Origin of the sequence: Maribacter sp. TH_r10 (assembly GCF_033101095.1) — a bacterium.
Classification (GTDB): Bacteria; Bacteroidota; Bacteroidia; order Flavobacteriales; family Flavobacteriaceae; genus Maribacter_A; species Maribacter_A luteus.
In genome coordinates this window covers 1-16,876 of the sequence record NZ_JAWMPY010000012.1, presented here as the reverse complement: position 1 = coordinate 16,876, position 16,876 = coordinate 1, and the positions used below count along the sequence as shown (strand labels likewise).

General features: G+C 39.1%; 11 protein-coding genes, 5 tRNA genes and 1 pseudogene. 16 read left to right on the top strand and 1 reads right to left on the bottom strand.

The genetic code is table 11. The features are described 5' to 3' along the window. The first annotated feature begins 81 nt into the window (after nucleotides 1-81). The 15 genes from R3X28_RS18560 to R3X28_RS18490 all read left to right on the top strand — a co-directional run bounded on the left by R3X28_RS18560 (nucleotide 82) and on the right by R3X28_RS18490 (nucleotide 13,853). A tRNA-Thr gene (locus tag R3X28_RS18560) sits at nucleotides 82-155 on the top strand. A 25-nt stretch (nucleotides 156-180) separates the two neighbouring features. Further along, nucleotides 181-262: transfer RNA gene (locus tag R3X28_RS18555), tRNA-Tyr, on the top strand. Between the two features lie 130 nt (nucleotides 263-392). Further along, nucleotides 393-465 (top strand) — tRNA-Gly (locus tag R3X28_RS18550). Between the two features lie 300 nt (nucleotides 466-765). Beyond that, nucleotides 766-837: transfer RNA gene (locus R3X28_RS18545), tRNA-Thr, on the top strand. 57 nt (nucleotides 838-894) lie between these two features. Beyond that, nucleotides 895-2,082, top strand: coding sequence for an elongation factor Tu (gene tuf / locus R3X28_RS18540; RefSeq protein ID WP_154367941.1), 1,188 nt, complete (start codon nucleotides 895-897; stop codon nucleotides 2,080-2,082). 71 nt (nucleotides 2,083-2,153) lie between these two features. Further along, a tRNA-Trp gene (locus R3X28_RS18535) sits at nucleotides 2,154-2,226 on the top strand. Between the two features lie 69 nt (nucleotides 2,227-2,295). Beyond that, on the top strand, nucleotides 2,296-2,484 hold the full coding sequence (gene secE, locus R3X28_RS18530; RefSeq protein ID WP_154367943.1) for a preprotein translocase subunit SecE: 189 nt from the start codon (nucleotides 2,296-2,298) through the stop codon (nucleotides 2,482-2,484). Nucleotides 2,485-2,493: 9 nt separating this feature from the next. Then, the gene (gene nusG / locus R3X28_RS18525) at nucleotides 2,494-3,045 is read left to right on the top strand and encodes a transcription termination/antitermination protein NusG (RefSeq protein WP_154367945.1); all 552 of its coding nucleotides are present in this window, start codon (nucleotides 2,494-2,496) and stop codon (nucleotides 3,043-3,045) included. A gap of 68 nt (nucleotides 3,046-3,113) precedes the next feature. After that, nucleotides 3,114-3,551 carry a 50S ribosomal protein L11 gene (gene rplK, locus R3X28_RS18520; protein WP_154367947.1) on the top strand — a complete coding sequence of 146 codons (438 nt, stop codon included), beginning with the start codon at nucleotides 3,114-3,116 and terminating at the stop codon, nucleotides 3,549-3,551. Between the two features lie 19 nt (nucleotides 3,552-3,570). After that, entirely contained in the window at nucleotides 3,571-4,260 is a 690-nt protein-coding gene (rplA, locus tag R3X28_RS18515; protein ID WP_154367949.1) for a 50S ribosomal protein L1, read from the top strand. A gap of 26 nt (nucleotides 4,261-4,286) precedes the next feature. Beyond that, nucleotides 4,287-4,805, top strand: coding sequence for a 50S ribosomal protein L10 (rplJ, locus tag R3X28_RS18510; RefSeq protein ID WP_154367952.1), 519 nt, complete (start codon nucleotides 4,287-4,289; stop codon nucleotides 4,803-4,805). A 50-nt stretch (nucleotides 4,806-4,855) separates the two neighbouring features. Next, nucleotides 4,856-5,236, top strand: coding sequence for a 50S ribosomal protein L7/L12 (gene rplL / locus R3X28_RS18505; protein WP_154367954.1), 381 nt, complete (start codon nucleotides 4,856-4,858; stop codon nucleotides 5,234-5,236). Between the two features lie 130 nt (nucleotides 5,237-5,366). Next, entirely contained in the window at nucleotides 5,367-9,176 is a 3,810-nt protein-coding gene (gene rpoB / locus R3X28_RS18500) for a DNA-directed RNA polymerase subunit beta (protein ID WP_154367956.1), read from the top strand. Between the two features lie 57 nt (nucleotides 9,177-9,233). Next, nucleotides 9,234-13,532 carry a DNA-directed RNA polymerase subunit beta' gene (gene rpoC, locus R3X28_RS18495; protein WP_317666335.1) on the top strand — a complete coding sequence of 1,433 codons (4,299 nt, stop codon included), beginning with the start codon at nucleotides 9,234-9,236 and terminating at the stop codon, nucleotides 13,530-13,532. 9 nt (nucleotides 13,533-13,541) lie between these two features. Further along, on the top strand, nucleotides 13,542-13,853 hold the full coding sequence (locus R3X28_RS18490; protein WP_154367960.1) for a DUF3467 domain-containing protein: 312 nt from the start codon (nucleotides 13,542-13,544) through the stop codon (nucleotides 13,851-13,853). Between the two features lie 62 nt (nucleotides 13,854-13,915). On the opposite strand, the gene R3X28_RS18485 is transcribed toward R3X28_RS18490, so the two are convergent. Further along, a complete protein-coding gene (locus tag R3X28_RS18485) occupies nucleotides 13,916-15,505 on the bottom strand; it encodes a peptide chain release factor 3 (RefSeq protein ID WP_317666334.1) in 1,590 nt (529 codons plus the stop codon). Nucleotides 15,506-15,947: 442 nt separating this feature from the next. Between R3X28_RS18485 and R3X28_RS18480 the strand changes: the two are divergent. Then, a pseudogene (locus tag R3X28_RS18480) lies at nucleotides 15,948-16,876 on the top strand (hypothetical protein); the annotation flags it as partial.

Sequence of the window (16,876 nt, the reverse complement as noted above, 5' to 3'; positions counted from 1 at the left end):
TTTTGATTAAACAAATAAATATATACATTTGCAGTCCGTTAGAAATAGCGGACTTTTTTATGCTAAAAAAGGTGATGATAAGCCGATGTAGCTCAGCTGGCTAGAGCAGCTGATTTGTAATCAGCAGGTCGTGGGTTCGAGTCCCTCTATCGGCTCAAAAGTTCTTTAAAATATGGGATTGGGGAGATACTCAAGCGGCCAACGAGGGCAGACTGTAAATCTGCTGACTACGTCTTCGCAGGTTCGAATCCTGCTCTCCCCACTATATTTTAAAAATAGCTTACTTTTGCTTCTTGTTTTGAGAGGTTGGGGTGGCAAGCAAGTTCGGGAAGTCCGGAATTGGAAAACATCTTTGGTTAAGGTGTGTAAATTGAAATTTTGAAGTTTAAAATGCGGGAGTAGCTCAGTTGGTAGAGCGTCAGCCTTCCAAGCTGAATGTCGCCGGTTCGAACCCGGTCTCCCGCTCTAATATTTCGCAAGAAAAATATATTCGTTTGTTCAAATATGTTGCTCTTGGGAGGTAAGGGTGAGAAGTCAGTCCAGAGTTTATCTAAGGCAGCCCGTTCTTCCGCCTCAATATCGGGAGAACCTTGTTCTTTTGGTATGTTCTTTGGGTAGTGGATGTGAAGGTGTCGGTAATTGTTTCGATACTGTAGGTCGGTAGAACTTGGTCTAGCACTCAAAAAACCATGGGTTAACGTTTGTTGTAATTTCGATGTTGTTTTTGTTTGAAAGAGCGCATAACATCAACCAGGGACCCAACAAGCCGACGTAGCTCAGGGGTAGAGCGTTTCCTTGGTAAGGAAGAGGTCACGAGTTCAAATCTCGTCGTTGGCTCAATTAAGGCATATAATTGTACACTAATATATAAACTAAGATTAAAATTCATTTAAAATGGCAAAGGAAACTTTTGATCGTTCCAAACCGCACTTAAATATAGGTACTATTGGACACGTAGATCACGGTAAAACTACATTGACTGCAGCTATTACTACAGTATTGGCTAATGCAGGACTTTCTGAATTGAGAAGTTTCGATTCTATCGATAACGCTCCTGAAGAAAAAGAAAGAGGTATAACCATTAACACATCGCACGTTGAATATCAAACTGCGAATCGTCACTATGCACACGTTGACTGTCCAGGTCACGCGGATTACGTGAAGAACATGGTAACTGGTGCTGCCCAAATGGACGGTGCTATCTTGGTAGTTGCTGCTACGGATGGTCCAATGCCACAAACTCGTGAGCACATCCTTTTAGGTCGTCAGGTAGGTATTCCTAGAATCGTTGTTTTCTTGAACAAAGTTGACATGGTTGATGATGAGGAGCTTTTAGAGCTAGTTGAAATGGAAGTAAGGGAATTGCTTTCTTTTTATGAGTATGATGGTGATAACGGACCTGTTATTTCCGGTTCTGCCTTAGGTGCACTTAACGGTGAGCAAAAATGGGTAGATACTGTAATGGAATTGATGAATGCTGTTGATGATTGGATCGAATTGCCAAAAAGGGATGTAGATAAAGATTTCTTAATGCCAGTTGAAGATGTATTTACTATTACTGGTCGTGGTACTGTTGCTACAGGTCGTATAGAAACTGGTGTTGCCAATACAGGTGATGCTGTTGATATCATCGGTATGGGAGCTGAGAAATTGTCTTCTACCATTACAGGTGTTGAAATGTTCCGTAAGATTTTGGATAGAGGTGAAGCTGGTGATAACGTAGGTATCTTGTTGAGAGGTATTGAAAAATCAGACATCAAAAGAGGTATGGTAATCTGTAAGCCAGGTTCTGTTAAACCACATGCTAAATTTGAAGCTGAGGTTTATATCCTTAAAAAAGAAGAAGGTGGTCGTCACACACCATTCCATAATAACTATCGTCCACAATTCTACGTAAGAACCACTGATGTTACTGGTAACATTAATCTTCCTAGTGGAGTTGAAATGGTAATGCCTGGTGATAACCTTACTATTACTGTTGATTTGATCCAACCTATCGCATTGAGCGAAGGATTGCGTTTCGCTATCCGTGAAGGTGGTAGAACAGTTGGTGCTGGTCAGGTAACCAAGATTATAGATTAATATTAGATAAGTACTATATTGCATTTAAGGTGTCCCGCTATCGCGCGGGATACCTTTCAATGTAAATATAAACGGGTGTAGCTCAGTTGGTAGAGCACTGGTCTCCAAAACCAGGTGTCGGGAGTTCGAGTCTCTCCTCCCGTGCAAAAGTTAGATTGAGGTTCATTTGTACATTGAAGGACTTCTTTCGGAATAATTTAAAGAGTAAAACTAATGTTGACGTATATAAAGGAATCAATCGAAGAGTTAAGGCATAATGTTACTTTGCCTACTAAGGAAGAATCATCCAATCTTATGGTCGTAGTGGCTGTATTCTCTATTTTGTTCGCCTTGGCTACATGGGGTGTGGATTCTGTCTTCAGTAAATTGATCAAGCTTTATTTTACGAACGTTTTAAATTAGTCTAGCCTTATGTCAGAAGTATTGGAAAAGAAATGGTATGTGGTGAGGGCAGTCAGTGGTCAAGAGAATAAAATCAAAGGCTATATTGAGAGTGAAGTTGCCAGACTCGGTTTTTCCGATTACTTGGAAGAAGTTTTGGTGCCTACTGAAAAAGTGGTTCAAATTCGAAATGGTAAAAAAATAAATAAAGAGCGGGTTTATTTCCCTGGATATATCATGATCAAAGCCAATTTAGGTGGTGAAATGATACATATTATACGTTCAATAACCAATGTAATAGGGTTTTTGGGCGAAACAAAAGGAGGGGATCCTGTTCCTTTAAGGAAGTCAGAGGTAAACCGTATGCTTGGTAAGGTAGATGAATTGGCGGTTAACACCGATAGTGTGGCCATACCTTTTGTACATGGTGAAACCGTTAAGGTTATTGATGGGCCTTTCAATGGTTTTAACGGAACCGTTGAGAAAATCAATGAAGAGAAACGTAAACTTGAGGTAATGGTGAAGATTTTTGGAAGAAAAACACCATTGGAGTTGAGTTACATGCAAGTAGAGAAAATATAAAATTTTTGTTACATATTTACAAAGTTGTGTTGCTTCCTAAAAACACACTTTAAATTTAATTTAAAACAATGGCAAAAGAAGTAGGTAAAGTAGTTAAGCTACAAGTTAGGGGAGGTGCAGCGAATCCATCGCCACCGGTTGGACCCGCCTTAGGTGCTGCCGGTGTTAACATCATGGAGTTCTGTAAGCAGTTCAATGCTCGTACGCAGGATAAACCAGGTAAGGTTTTACCAGTTGTTATCACGGTATATAAAGATAAGTCATTTGACTTTATCGTAAAGACACCGCCAGCGGCAGTTCAACTTTTGGAAGCAGCTAAGATTAAAAAAGGATCTGGCGAACCTAACAGAGTCAAATCAGGGAGTATTACCTGGGACCAGGTTAAAACTATAGCAGAAGACAAAATGGTAGATTTAAATGCATTTACTATCGAGTCCGCTATGAGCATGGTTGCTGGTACGGCTAGATCAATGGGTCTTAAAGTAGCAGGTAAAAGACCTTTTTAAAATCTTAAAAAGCAATTAAATGGCAAAGTTAACAAAGAAGCAAAAAGAGGCCCACGCTAAAATTGAGAAGGATAAACTTTATTCTTTGGAAGAGGCTTCAGCTTTAGTAAAAGAGATAACCAACACAAAATTTGACGCATCTATAGATTTGGCCGTACGTTTGGGAGTTGATCCTAGGAAAGCGAACCAAATGGTACGTGGGGTAGTTAGTCTACCACATGGTACAGGTAAAGATGTAAAGGTTTTGGCTTTGGTAACCCCGGATAAAGAAGCGGAGGCTCAGGAAGCCGGAGCTGATTATGTTGGGTTAGACGAATATTTGGATAAAATCAAAGGCGGTTGGACCGATGTTGATGTAATCATCACCATGCCAAGCGTAATGGGTAAATTAGGACCTTTAGGACGTGTTTTAGGACCAAGAGGTTTAATGCCCAATCCAAAAACAGGTACAGTAACTATGGATGTGGCCAAGGCCGTAACTGAAGTAAAGGCTGGTAAAATCGATTTCAAAGTTGATAAAACAGGGATTGTCCATGCTGCGATAGGAAAGGCTTCCTTTCCAGCGGATAAAATTGCTGGCAACGCTAAGGAGTTGTTAGATACTTTGAACAAAATGAAACCTTCTGCAGCTAAGGGTGTTTACATGAAAAGTATTTTCATGTCAAGTACAATGAGCCCAAGTGTTCAATTAGATCCAAAAACAGTTTAACTAACTGGTAGTTCAAAATTTTAATTATGACAAGAGAAGAGAAATTAAACGTTATAGAAGATTTAACTGCTCAGTTGGCTGAAAATTCAACTATTTATTTAGCTGATATTTCAGGATTGGATGCAACAACCACTTCAAACTTGAGAAGGGCTTGTTTTAAATCCAATATTAAACTTGCAGTAGTTAAGAATACACTTCTTGCCAAAGCGATGGAAGCTTCCGATAAAGATTTCGGGGAACTTCCTGAGGTCCTAAAAGGAAACACTTCATTGATGTTCTCCGAAGTAGGGAATGGTCCGGCAAGAGTTATAAAGACTTTTAGGAAAAAGTCTGAAAAACCTTTGTTAAAAGGTGCTTTCATTGAGGAAGCCATATTTGTTGGTGATGACAAATTGGATGCATTGGTAAGTTTAAAATCCAAAGAGGAGATGATCGGGGAAATTATTGGCTTATTGCAATCACCAGCCAAGAATGTTATTTCTGGTCTTAAGTCCGGTGGTGGTAAACTTGCAGGTATCTTAAAGACATTATCAGAAAGGGAATAGTACGCACTTAAACAATTATATTTTTAAAAATTTTATTAAACGATAGAAAAATGGCAGATTTAAAAGATTTCGCAGAACAATTGGTTAACTTGACCGTAAAAGAGGTTAATGAGTTGGCTGATATATTAAAAGAAGAATACGGTATTGAGCCAGCAGCTGCTGCAGTAGCTGTTGCCGCAGGAGGTGGAGCCGCTGAAGGTGGTGAAGCTGCTGAGGAAAAATCAGAATTCGATGTTATCTTGAAAGCAGCAGGTGCTTCTAAATTAGCAGTTGTTAAATTGGTTAAGGAATTAACTGGTTTAGGTTTGAAAGATGCTAAGGATATTGTTGATAGCGCGCCAAAAGCCGTTAAGGAAGGTGTTGCTAAAGACGAAGCTGAAGGTATTAAAAAGTCATTGGAAGAAGCAGGAGCAGAAGTTGAGCTTAAATAGTCGCTACTACCATAACAGTTTGGGTTTAGGTCTTACCGCATTTTGTGGTTAGACCTAACCCTTTTTATGCATTAAGTATATGAAGTCATATACGACCCGTTAGTATTCACGATCAAAATTTTGTCCATAGATGTTCACAAATCAGACTGAGAGAATAAATTTTGCATCCGCTAAGAACACACCGGAATATCCGGATTTCTTGGACATTCAGATTAAATCATTTCAAGATTTCTTTCAACTTGAAACTAAATCTGATCAAAGGGGCAATGAAGGATTATACAATACCTTCATGGAAAACTTTCCAATTACAGACACAAGAAATCAGTTTGTGTTGGAATTTCTCGATTATTTCATAGATCCACCAAGATATTCAATCCAAGAATGTATTGAGCGTGGGCTAACTTATAGCGTACCATTAAAGGCTAGGTTAAAATTATATTGTACCGATCCCGAACATGAGGATTTTGAGACTATCGTACAGGATGTTTATCTAGGTACTATTCCTTATATGACACCTAGTGGTACTTTCGTTATCAATGGGGCGGAACGTGTGGTTGTTTCCCAGTTGCACCGTTCTCCTGGTGTATTCTTTGGACAATCGTTCCATGCTAATGGAACAAAATTATACTCTGCAAGGGTTATTCCTTTTAAAGGATCTTGGATAGAGTTTGCTACCGATATCAATGGTGTTATGTATGCCTATATCGATAGAAAGAAAAAATTACCTGTAACAACATTGTTCAGGGCCATCGGATTCGAAAGTGATAAGGATATTCTTGAAATATTCGATCTTTCCGAAGAGGTGAAAGTATCAAAAGCCGGACTTAAAAAGGTCTTGGGTCGTAAGTTGGCCGCAAGGGTCTTGAATACTTGGCATGAAGATTTCGTGGATGAAGATACCGGTGAAGTTGTATCTATTGAAAGAAATGAGATCATCCTTGATCGTGATACGGTTTTAGAAAAAGACCATATAGAAGAGATTTTGGAAACAGATGTGAAGACTATTCTTTTGCATAAAGAGAATAATGCACAATCTGATTATGCCATAATCCATAATACCTTGCAAAAGGATCCTACAAACTCTGAAAAAGAAGCTGTAGAACACATATACCGTCAATTACGTAATGCCGAACCGCCCGATGAGGAGACGGCTCGTGGTATAATTGACAAATTGTTCTTTTCTGATCAACGTTACAACTTAGGAGAAGTTGGTCGTTACAGAATGAATAAAAAATTACAGTTGGATATTGGAATGGACAAGCAGGTCTTGACTAAGGAAGATATCATAACGATTATCAAATATTTGATAGAGTTGATCAATTCTAAAGCTGAGATCGATGATATTGACCACCTTTCCAATCGTCGTGTACGTACGGTAGGTGAGCAGTTGTCCTCTCAATTCGGTGTTGGTTTGGCTCGTATGGCAAGGACCATTCGTGAGCGAATGAATGTTCGTGACAATGAGGTGTTCACGCCTATAGATTTGATCAACGCCAAGACATTGTCTTCCGTTATCAACTCATTCTTTGGAACGAACCAGTTGTCTCAGTTCATGGATCAAACAAATCCATTGGCCGAAATAACGCATAAGCGAAGATTGTCCGCATTAGGTCCAGGTGGTCTTTCTAGGGAAAGGGCAGGTTTCGAGGTGCGTGATGTTCACTATACACACTACGGAAGATTATGTCCTATAGAAACTCCAGAAGGTCCGAATATTGGACTAATATCTTCTTTGGCGGTTTTTGCCAAGGTTAATCCAATGGGCTTTTTAGAAACACCGTATCGAAAAGTAACCGATGCTACTGTTGATATTAATGAATATAGATATCTAAGTGCCGAGGAAGAAGAAGGGATGAAAATCGCTCAAGCGAACATTCCGTTAAAAGAAGACGGTGCTATAGATGCTGAAAAGGTTATTGCAAGGGAAGAAGGTGATTTCCCTGTTGTAGATCCCAAAGAGATAAATTATACAGATGTTGCGCCGAACCAGATTGCCTCTATTTCCGCATCTTTGATTCCTTTCTTGGAGCATGATGATGCGAACAGGGCTTTGATGGGGTCGAACATGATGCGTCAGGCAGTTCCGTTATTGAAACCACAATCACCGATTGTAGGTACAGGTTTGGAAAGACAGGTTGCTTCCGATTCAAGGGTATTGATAAATGCAGAAGGTGATGGTACTATCGTATATGTAGATTCTCAGAAGATCACTATAAAATACGAAAGAACAGATACCGAGAGGTTGATCAGTTTCGATGAAGATGAAAAAACCTATAACTTGGTAAAGTTCAGAAAAACAAACCAAGGTACCAGTATTAACCTAAAACCTATTGTTCAAAGAGGTGATAAGGTTAAAAAGGGACAGGTTCTTTGTGAAGGATATGCAACTGAAAAAGGAGAATTGGCATTAGGTAGGAACCTTACCGTAGCCTTTATGCCTTGGAAAGGATATAACTTTGAGGATGCGATCGTAATATCTGAAAAAGTTGTTCGTGAAGATATCTTTACATCCATTCATGTTGATGAATATTCATTGGAAGTTAGGGATACCAAGTTAGGGGCTGAGGAATTGACCCACGATATTCCTAATGTTTCTGAAGAGGCTACTAAAGACCTTGATGAAAACGGTATGATCCGTATCGGTGCTGAAGTGAAACCAGGTGATATCCTAATAGGTAAGATTACTCCGAAAGGGGAATCGGATCCAACTCCGGAAGAAAAATTACTTCGTGCCATTTTCGGTGACAAAGCAGGTGATGTAAAAGATGCTTCTTTGAAAGCGTCCCCATCATTAAGAGGGGTTGTAATCGACAAGAAATTATTCTCTAGATCTATTAAGGACAAGCGCAAGCGCTCTGAGGATAAAGAAGCGATTTCAAACTTGGAATTGGAATATGAAGTAAAATTCCAACAACTGAAGGATGTTCTTGTAGAGAAATTATTCACTTTGATCAACGGGAAAACATCGCAAGGTGTATTGAATGATCTTGGAGAGGAAGTTCTTCCGAAAGGCAAGAAATACACCATGAAAATGTTGAACTCCGTAGATGATTTTGCGCATTTAGTTGCAGGTACATGGACTACGGATGCAGATACGAATGTTTTGGTAGCCGATTTATTACATAATTACAAGATCAAGCTTAATGATCTTCAAGGTAACTTGAGAAGGGACAAGTTCACAATCTCTGTTGGTGATGAATTACCAGCGGGTATCATGAAATTGGCCAAGGTCTATATAGCCAAAAAGCGTAAGCTTAAAGTTGGTGATAAAATGGCAGGTCGTCACGGTAACAAGGGTATCGTTTCGAGAATCGTTCGTCAGGAAGATATGCCTTTCTTGGAAGACGGTACGCCGGTTGATATAGTTTTGAACCCATTAGGGGTGCCATCGCGTATGAATATTGGTCAGATCTATGAAACCGTTCTTGGTTGGGCAGGTCTTAAATTAGGCAGAAAATATGCAACACCGATTTTTGATGGTGCTACTTTAGATGAAATCAATGCATATACAGATGAAGCCGGTATACCTAGATTCGGACATACTTACCTTCACGATGGTGGTACTGGTCAACGATTTGACCAACCAGCTACTGTAGGGGTAATCTATATGTTGAAATTAGGCCATATGGTAGATGATAAAATGCACGCTCGTTCAATAGGACCATACTCTTTGATTACACAACAGCCATTAGGTGGTAAAGCACAATTTGGAGGTCAGCGTTTTGGAGAAATGGAAGTTTGGGCACTAGAAGCATATGGCGCATCGGCAACGTTGCGTGAAATACTTACGGTTAAATCCGATGATGTAATTGGTAGGGCCAAAACCTATGAATCAATTGTCAAAGGAGAAACTATGCCAGAGCCTGGTTTACCAGAATCTTTCAATGTATTGATGCACGAACTTAAGGGATTAGGTTTGGACATTAGATTGGAGGAATAGATAAATCTATTTTAGAAAGGATTTTAGAACACATTTAATTTAGTATCACCATTAATTATGGCTAGAATAAAAGATAATAACCCAGTTAAAAGGTTTAATAAGATTTCAATCGGATTGGCCTCTCCAGAAGCTATTTTGGCAGAGTCAAGGGGTGAAGTTTTAAAACCTGAGACCATAAACTACAGAACACATAAACCGGAACGTGATGGTCTTTTCTGTGAGCGTATTTTCGGTCCTGTTAAGGATTATGAATGTGCTTGCGGGAAATATAAGAGAATCCGTTACCGCGGTATTGTTTGTGACCGTTGTGGGGTCGAGGTTACCGAGAAAAAAGTACGAAGAGATAGGGTAGGACATATTAATTTAGTTGTTCCCGTCGCCCATATTTGGTACTTCCGTTCTTTGCCGAACAAGATTGGTTACCTTTTAGGGTTACCTTCCAAGAAATTGGATATGATTATTTACTACGAACGTTATGTAGTAATACAACCGGGTATCGCAAAAGGACCTGAAGGGGAAGAGGTTAATAAAATGGACTTCTTGACCGAAGAGGAATATTTGAACATCCTTGAATCCATTCCACAAGAAAACCAATATTTAGAAGATACTGACCCCAATAAGTTTATAGCTAAAATGGGAGCTGAGTGTCTTATAGATCTTTTGGCTCGAATAGATCTTAAGGAATTATCATACGAATTAAGGCATAAGGCCAATACAGAAACTTCTAAACAACGTAAAACTGAGGCCTTAAAAAGACTTCAGGTTGTTGAAGCATTAAGGGAATCTCAAGAGAATAGGGAAAATAGACCGGAATGGATGATCATGAAGGTCATTCCGGTAATTCCACCTGAATTACGTCCTTTGGTACCATTGGATGGTGGTCGTTTTGCTACTTCCGATTTAAATGACCTTTATAGAAGGGTAATTATAAGGAACAATCGTCTAAAACGATTGGTAGAGATTAAAGCCCCAGAGGTGATTCTAAGAAATGAGAAACGTATGCTTCAAGAGGCTGTCGATTCTTTATTCGATAACACAAGAAAAGCATCTGCGGTTAAAACGGAGTCTAACAGACCTTTGAAATCCCTATCGGATTCATTAAAAGGTAAGCAAGGACGTTTCCGTCAAAACCTTTTGGGTAAACGTGTTGATTATTCAGCTCGTTCCGTGATTGTTGTAGGACCTGAATTACATTTATATGAATGTGGTCTTCCAAAAGATATGGCAGCCGAACTTTACAAACCTTTTGTAATCCGTAAATTGATTGAAAGGGGAATAGTTAAGACGGTTAAATCTGCCAAGAAGATAATAGATAAGAAAGAACCTGTTGTTTGGGATATTTTGGAGAATGTATTGAAAGGTCACCCAGTTTTATTGAACAGGGCTCCTACATTACACCGTTTAGGTATTCAAGCATTCCAACCAAAACTAATAGAAGGTAAGGCTATTCGTTTACACCCATTGGCATGTACTGCATTTAATGCGGATTTTGATGGGGATCAAATGGCGGTTCACTTACCATTAGGGCCAGAGGCTATTTTGGAAGCTCAATTATTGATGTTGGCATCTCAGAATATCCTGAACCCGGCTAATGGTTCACCTATAACAGTACCTTCCCAAGATATGGTTTTGGGTCTGTATTATATGACCAAAGAACGTAAGTCTACTCCTGAAGTGCCAATTAAAGGTGAAGGTTTGACTTTCTATTCTGCTGAAGAGGTTGAGATAGCCTTTAATGAAGGAATGGTTAATCTTAACGCAGGTATTAAAGTTCGCGCTAAGGATTTCAATGAAGAAGGAGAGCTGGTTTACCAAATCATCCCGACGACCGTAGGTAGGGTATTGTTCAATATGAACGTGCCTCAACAAGCAGGTTATATCAATGAAGTATTGAACAAGAAATCATTGAGGGATATTATCGGTGGAATCCTTGCTGTAACGGATGTTCCTACAACAGCGGATTTCTTGGATAAGATTAAAACGATGGGGTACGAGTTCGCCTTTAAAGGAGGATTGTCCTTCAGTTTGGGTGATATTATCATACCACCGGAAAAACATACGATGATCGGTGAGGCCAATGTTCAGGTAGATGGTATTATGGCCAACTATAATATGGGTCTTATTACCAATAACGAACGTTATAATCAGGTTATCGATGTTTGGACTTCTACCAATGCAATGTTGACTGAATTGGCCATGAAACGTATCCGTGAGGATCAACAAGGTTTCAACTCGGTGTATATGATGTTGGATTCCGGAGCAAGGGGTTCCAAAGAGCAGATTCGTCAGTTGACCGGTATGCGTGGTCTTATGGCCAAGCCTAAAAAATCAACTGCAGGCGGCGGTGAAATTATCGAAAACCCGATTCTTTCCAACTTTAAGGAAGGTTTATCGATTTTGGAATACTTTATATCTACGCACGGTGCACGTAAAGGACTTGCGGATACAGCTTTGAAAACTGCGGATGCTGGTTACTTGACTCGTCGTTTGGTAGATGTTTCACAAGACGTTATTATCAATACCGAAGATTGTGGAACACTACGAGGTATTGAAGTAGAGCCATTGAAGAAAAATGAGGAAATAGTAGAAACATTAGGTGAAAGAATCCTGGGTAGGGTTTCCCTTCATGATGTGTATAATCCATTGAATGATGAACTTCTTTTAGAAGCGGGACAACAAATCATGGAAGAAGATGTCAAAAAGGTAGAAGCATCCCCAATCGAAAAGATTGAAGTACGTTCTGCATTGACTTGTGAAGCCGAAAAAGGTATTTGTGCCAAATGTTATGGTAGAAACCTTTCAACGAATAAAATGGTCCAAAAAGGAGAAGCTGTAGGTGTTGTTGCTGCACAATCTATTGGGGAGCCAGGAACTCAGTTGACATTACGTACCTTCCACGTTGGGGGTATTGCAGGTAACATTTCGGAGGACAATAAGTTAACAGCTAAGTTCGAAGGTGTTGCTGAAATTGAAGATTTAAGAATCGTAAAAGGTGAAGATGGAGAAGGTAATATTGCAGATATTGTAATATCAAGGACTTCTGAAATCAAGATTGTTGATGCTAAGACAGGCATTACTTTAAGTACCAATAACATTCCTTATGGTTCTCAATTGTTCATTAAGAACGGTGCAAAGATAAAGAGTGGTGATGTTATTTGTCAATGGGATCCGTACAACGGTGTTATCGTTTCGGAATTCCCTGGAAAAATTGCTTACGAGAACATTGAGCAAGGTGTTACTTATCAAGTAGAAATTGATGAGCAGACCGGTTTCCAAGAGAAAGTAATTTCTGAATCAAGGAACAAAAAACTCATCCCTACTTTGTTGATCATGAACAACAAGGACGAGGTATTACGTTCTTACAACTTACCGGTCGGTTCTCACCTTATGGTAGATGATGGAGATAAGATCAAGGAAGGTAAGATCTTGGTGAAAATACCACGTAAATCTGCTAAAGCAGGTGATATTACAGGTGGTCTTCCTAGGGTTACGGAACTTTTTGAAGCTAGAAATCCATCTAATCCTGCAGTAGTTTCAGAGATAGACGGTGTAGTATCTTTCGGTAAGATAAAACGAGGTAATAGGGAGATTATTATTGAATCCAAATTGGGTGAAGTAAAGAAATATTTGGTAAAATTATCCAATCAGATTTTGGTTCAGGAAAACGATTATGTACGTGCCGGTATGCCACTTTCAGATGGTTCCATTACGCCGGAAGATATTCTTGCAATAAAAGGCCCTTCAGCTGTACAGCAGTATTTGGTAAATGAAGTACAAGAGGTATATCGATTACAAGGTGTGAAGATCAATGACAAACATTTTGAAGTCGTCGTTCGCCAAATGATGAGAAAGGTGCGTATTCAAGATCCAGGAGATACCATTTTCTTAGAAAACCAATTGGTGCATAAGTCTGACTTTATTACTGAAAATGATGAAATATTCGGTAAAAAAGTAGTTGCTGAAGCCGGAGATTCTGAAAACTTAAGAGCGGGTCAAATCATTACGGCACGTGAATTAAGGGATGAAAATTCAATCCTGAAAAGAGCCGATAAAGCGTTGGTTGAAGCAAGGGATGCCGTAGCCGCTACCGCGACACCTATTTTACAGGGTATCACAAGAGCTTCATTACAGACGAAATCATTCATCTCTGCAGCATCATTCCAGGAAACTACTAAAGTGTTGAACGAAGCTGCTGTTAGCGGTAAAGTGGATACACTTGAAGGTTTGAAGGAAAATGTTATTGTAGGACATAAAATTCCTGCAGGTACCGGTATGCGTGACTATGAAAACATCATTGTTGGTTCCAAAGAAGAGTATGATGAGATCATGGCTCGTAAGGAAGCGTTGAAATTTTAATCTTGACCTATGAGTGATAAAGAACAAAAACAAAAGCAGATCAATATTGAGTTGGATGAGAAGATGGCTGATGGAACGTATTCCAATTTAGCGATTATCAATCATTCGGTTTCTGAATTTGTAGTAGACTTTATCAGTATGATGCCTGGGGCTCCTAAAGCCAAGGTTAAAAGCAGGATCGTATTGACACCACAACATGCCAAAAAGTTTTTGAAGGCTTTAGGAGAGAATGTGAGTCGGTTCGAAAAAGCACACGGCACCATCAAGGATTATGAACAGCCTCCCATTCCGATTAATTTCGGTCCATCGGGAGAAGCTTGATCAAATAAAAAAAACCCATGAATTTTTTCATGGGTTTTTTCTGTTAATAACAATTTTGGTTTTTACTTGAATTCAGAAGTGAAATGTAATTTTACCGTAGGGTATTTTTGTTGGGTCATTTGTAGCGAGAACTGTGAATCGGCAAGGAATACCAATTGGCCTTGCTTGTCTTTTGCCAAGAATTTTTGTTTAACCCTTTTGAATTCCTTGAATTCATTGTTTTTTGGGTCTTGTGGGTCAACCCAACAGGCCTTGTGTACTGGGAAGTTTTCATAGCTACATTTAGCGCCATACTCATGTTCCAGGCGATATTGGATTACTTCGAATTGAAGTGCCCCAACAGTACCGATAACTTTTCTTCCGTTCATTTCCAGGGTAAATAATTGAGCAACACCCTCATCCATTAGTTGATCGATCCCCTTTCCTAATTGTTTGGATTTCATAGGGTCTGCATTGTTGATGTAACGAAAATGTTCAGGAGAAAAACTGGGGATACCTTTGTAATGTAGTTCTTCACCTTCTGTTAAGGTGTCACCGATCTTAAAATTACCCGTGTCATGCAGACCTACAATATCACCAGGATATGAAATGTCTACAATTTCTTTTTTTTCTGCAAAAAATGCGTTAGGGCTTGAAAATTTAAGCTTTTTTCCTTGACGTACGTGTAGATAAGGTTTGTTCCGCTCAAAAGTTCCCGAAACGATTTTTATGAATGCTAGTCGGTCACGATGCTTAGGGTCCATATTGGCATGTATTTTAAATACAAAGCCGGTTAGTTCCTTTTCCTTTGGTTCTACAATTCGTTCTTCCGCTTTTTTCGGGCGTGGGGATGGTGCAATTTCTATGAAGCAATCAAGTAGCTCGCGAACCCCGAAATTATTTAGGGCCGAGCCGAAAAAAACGGGTTGTTGTTCCCCATTTAGGTAGCTGTCTTTATTAAATGGGGCGTATACACCGTGTACCAGTTCCAGATTATCCCTTAAATTTTGAGCAGCGTTCTCACCGATGATCGTTTCTAATTCCGGATTGTTTATATCGTCGAAAGCTATAGTATCCTCTATATTCTTCTTGCTGTCACCACTAAAGAGATTGATGTTCTTTTCATATATATTGTAGATGCCTTTGAAATCATAACCCATTCCAATAGGAAAGCTTAATGGCGTTACCGATAGTCCTAGTTTTTGTTCCAAATCATCCAATAGGTCAAATGCATCTTTACCTTCCCGGTCTAATTTGTTGATAAAAACGATCATAGGTATGTTTCGCATTCTACATACCTCTACGAGTTTAACCGTTTGTTCCTCAACACCTTTGGCAACATCGACCACTACAATTACGCTATCCACTGCTGTCAGTGTCCTAAAGGTATCTTCAGCGAAGTCTTTGTGACCTGGGGTATCAAGAATATTTATTTTTTTATCGCGATAAATAAAGGCCAAAACAGATGTGGCAACAGATATACCTCTTTGTCGCTCAATTTCCATGAAGTCGCTGGTAGCTGTTTTTTTGATCTTGTTGTTCTTGACAGCTCCGGCTTCTTGTATGGCTCCACCGAATAAAAGCAATTTTTCGGTTAAAGTAGTCTTGCCCGCATCTGGATGCGAAATAATACCGAAGGTGCGTCGTCGCTCAATTTGATTTATAAACCCCATGTTCTTATTTTCGGCAAAAATAAAGGAAAATTAAGGAATAAGACTCTTTTGAATGCCTCTTTTCAGTTAGATATTTGGACTCATTCGGTTCTTCTTTTTAGCTTGATGAAATAGTATTGAATTATTGTAACTCCGTTATTTAATTATTTAAATGTTCAAAACGTTTTATTGTGGTAATAAATCATAAAATGTTGGTAATCATCGATAAACAGGCAATTGAATATATCCCAATTTGCACTTGGTCGATAATATTAGTTGTTGACAGAATTTTGATATTAATGTGTTATAATCTATTTGTCCATCAAAATTTTAAATATATCTTGCAGAGCTTATAATAGAATCCCATCTCTTATACACTTAACAGCTTTTTGCCATGGTGATTAGTAATCAATTACTGACGCTTATGGAAATTTTTACTTATTTATATTTAAAAAGACAAGTCTTGAACAGTATTAACTTAGTTTTAATACTTTTCTTATTTGTTGGGCTAACTTCCTTTAGTAGTAAACATGCATATACGAAAGAGAAATTAATAGATACTAATACTGATATCATCGGTGTTGTTAATTTTGAGGGTACTGAGTCAGATAATTCTGGAATTAATGGATGTACATCGATGCCATTCGATATTATTACTGCACGTGATTTTGGATTCGAACCTAATATTAGTGATGGTAGTTTATGCGCTGCTGATGTTGATTTGAGCAGTAAGTGGGGATTGCCAATAGGTAGTGTTATTGTTAGTGTCGAGGGTGCAAGTACGGATTCGAATGGGTATTTTAGGACTATCTTGGACTCTCCTATCGTTTTCAAAATAAATGGGTCGGCGCCTGTGGTTGTTAAAGCACACCATTCTTTTGGTATACAATCTGGCGCTCAGGATGGAATAGTTTCCTTGGATAATGTTGATTATGATTTTGTCGGGTCTTTAAGTCCAGGTTTAGTATCTGTTGTAGATGGTGATAATTATTATGTTAAGAATGAAACGCCTTCCAGTTATCATCCCGAGATTAAGGTTGATTGGTTGTCTCAATCCCCTGTAAAGGAAATAGAGTTTTATACGACTTCAACTGCTTCTAGTATAATCGCTTTGTACATTGCACCTTATTTATGCACAGACACCGATGGTGACGGGGTACCTGATGTAACGGACCTAGATGACGATAACGACGGAATTTTGGATACCACAGAAGATCCAAACCTTGATAACGACAATGATCCATTGACGAATCCATTGGACAGTGACGGTGACGGTTATCCGAACCATTTGGACATCGATTCCGATAATGACGGGATCCCTGACAATGTAGAGGCCCAGACCACTGATGGTTATATAGCGCCTAACGATGACGATGCGGCGACCTATGCGGA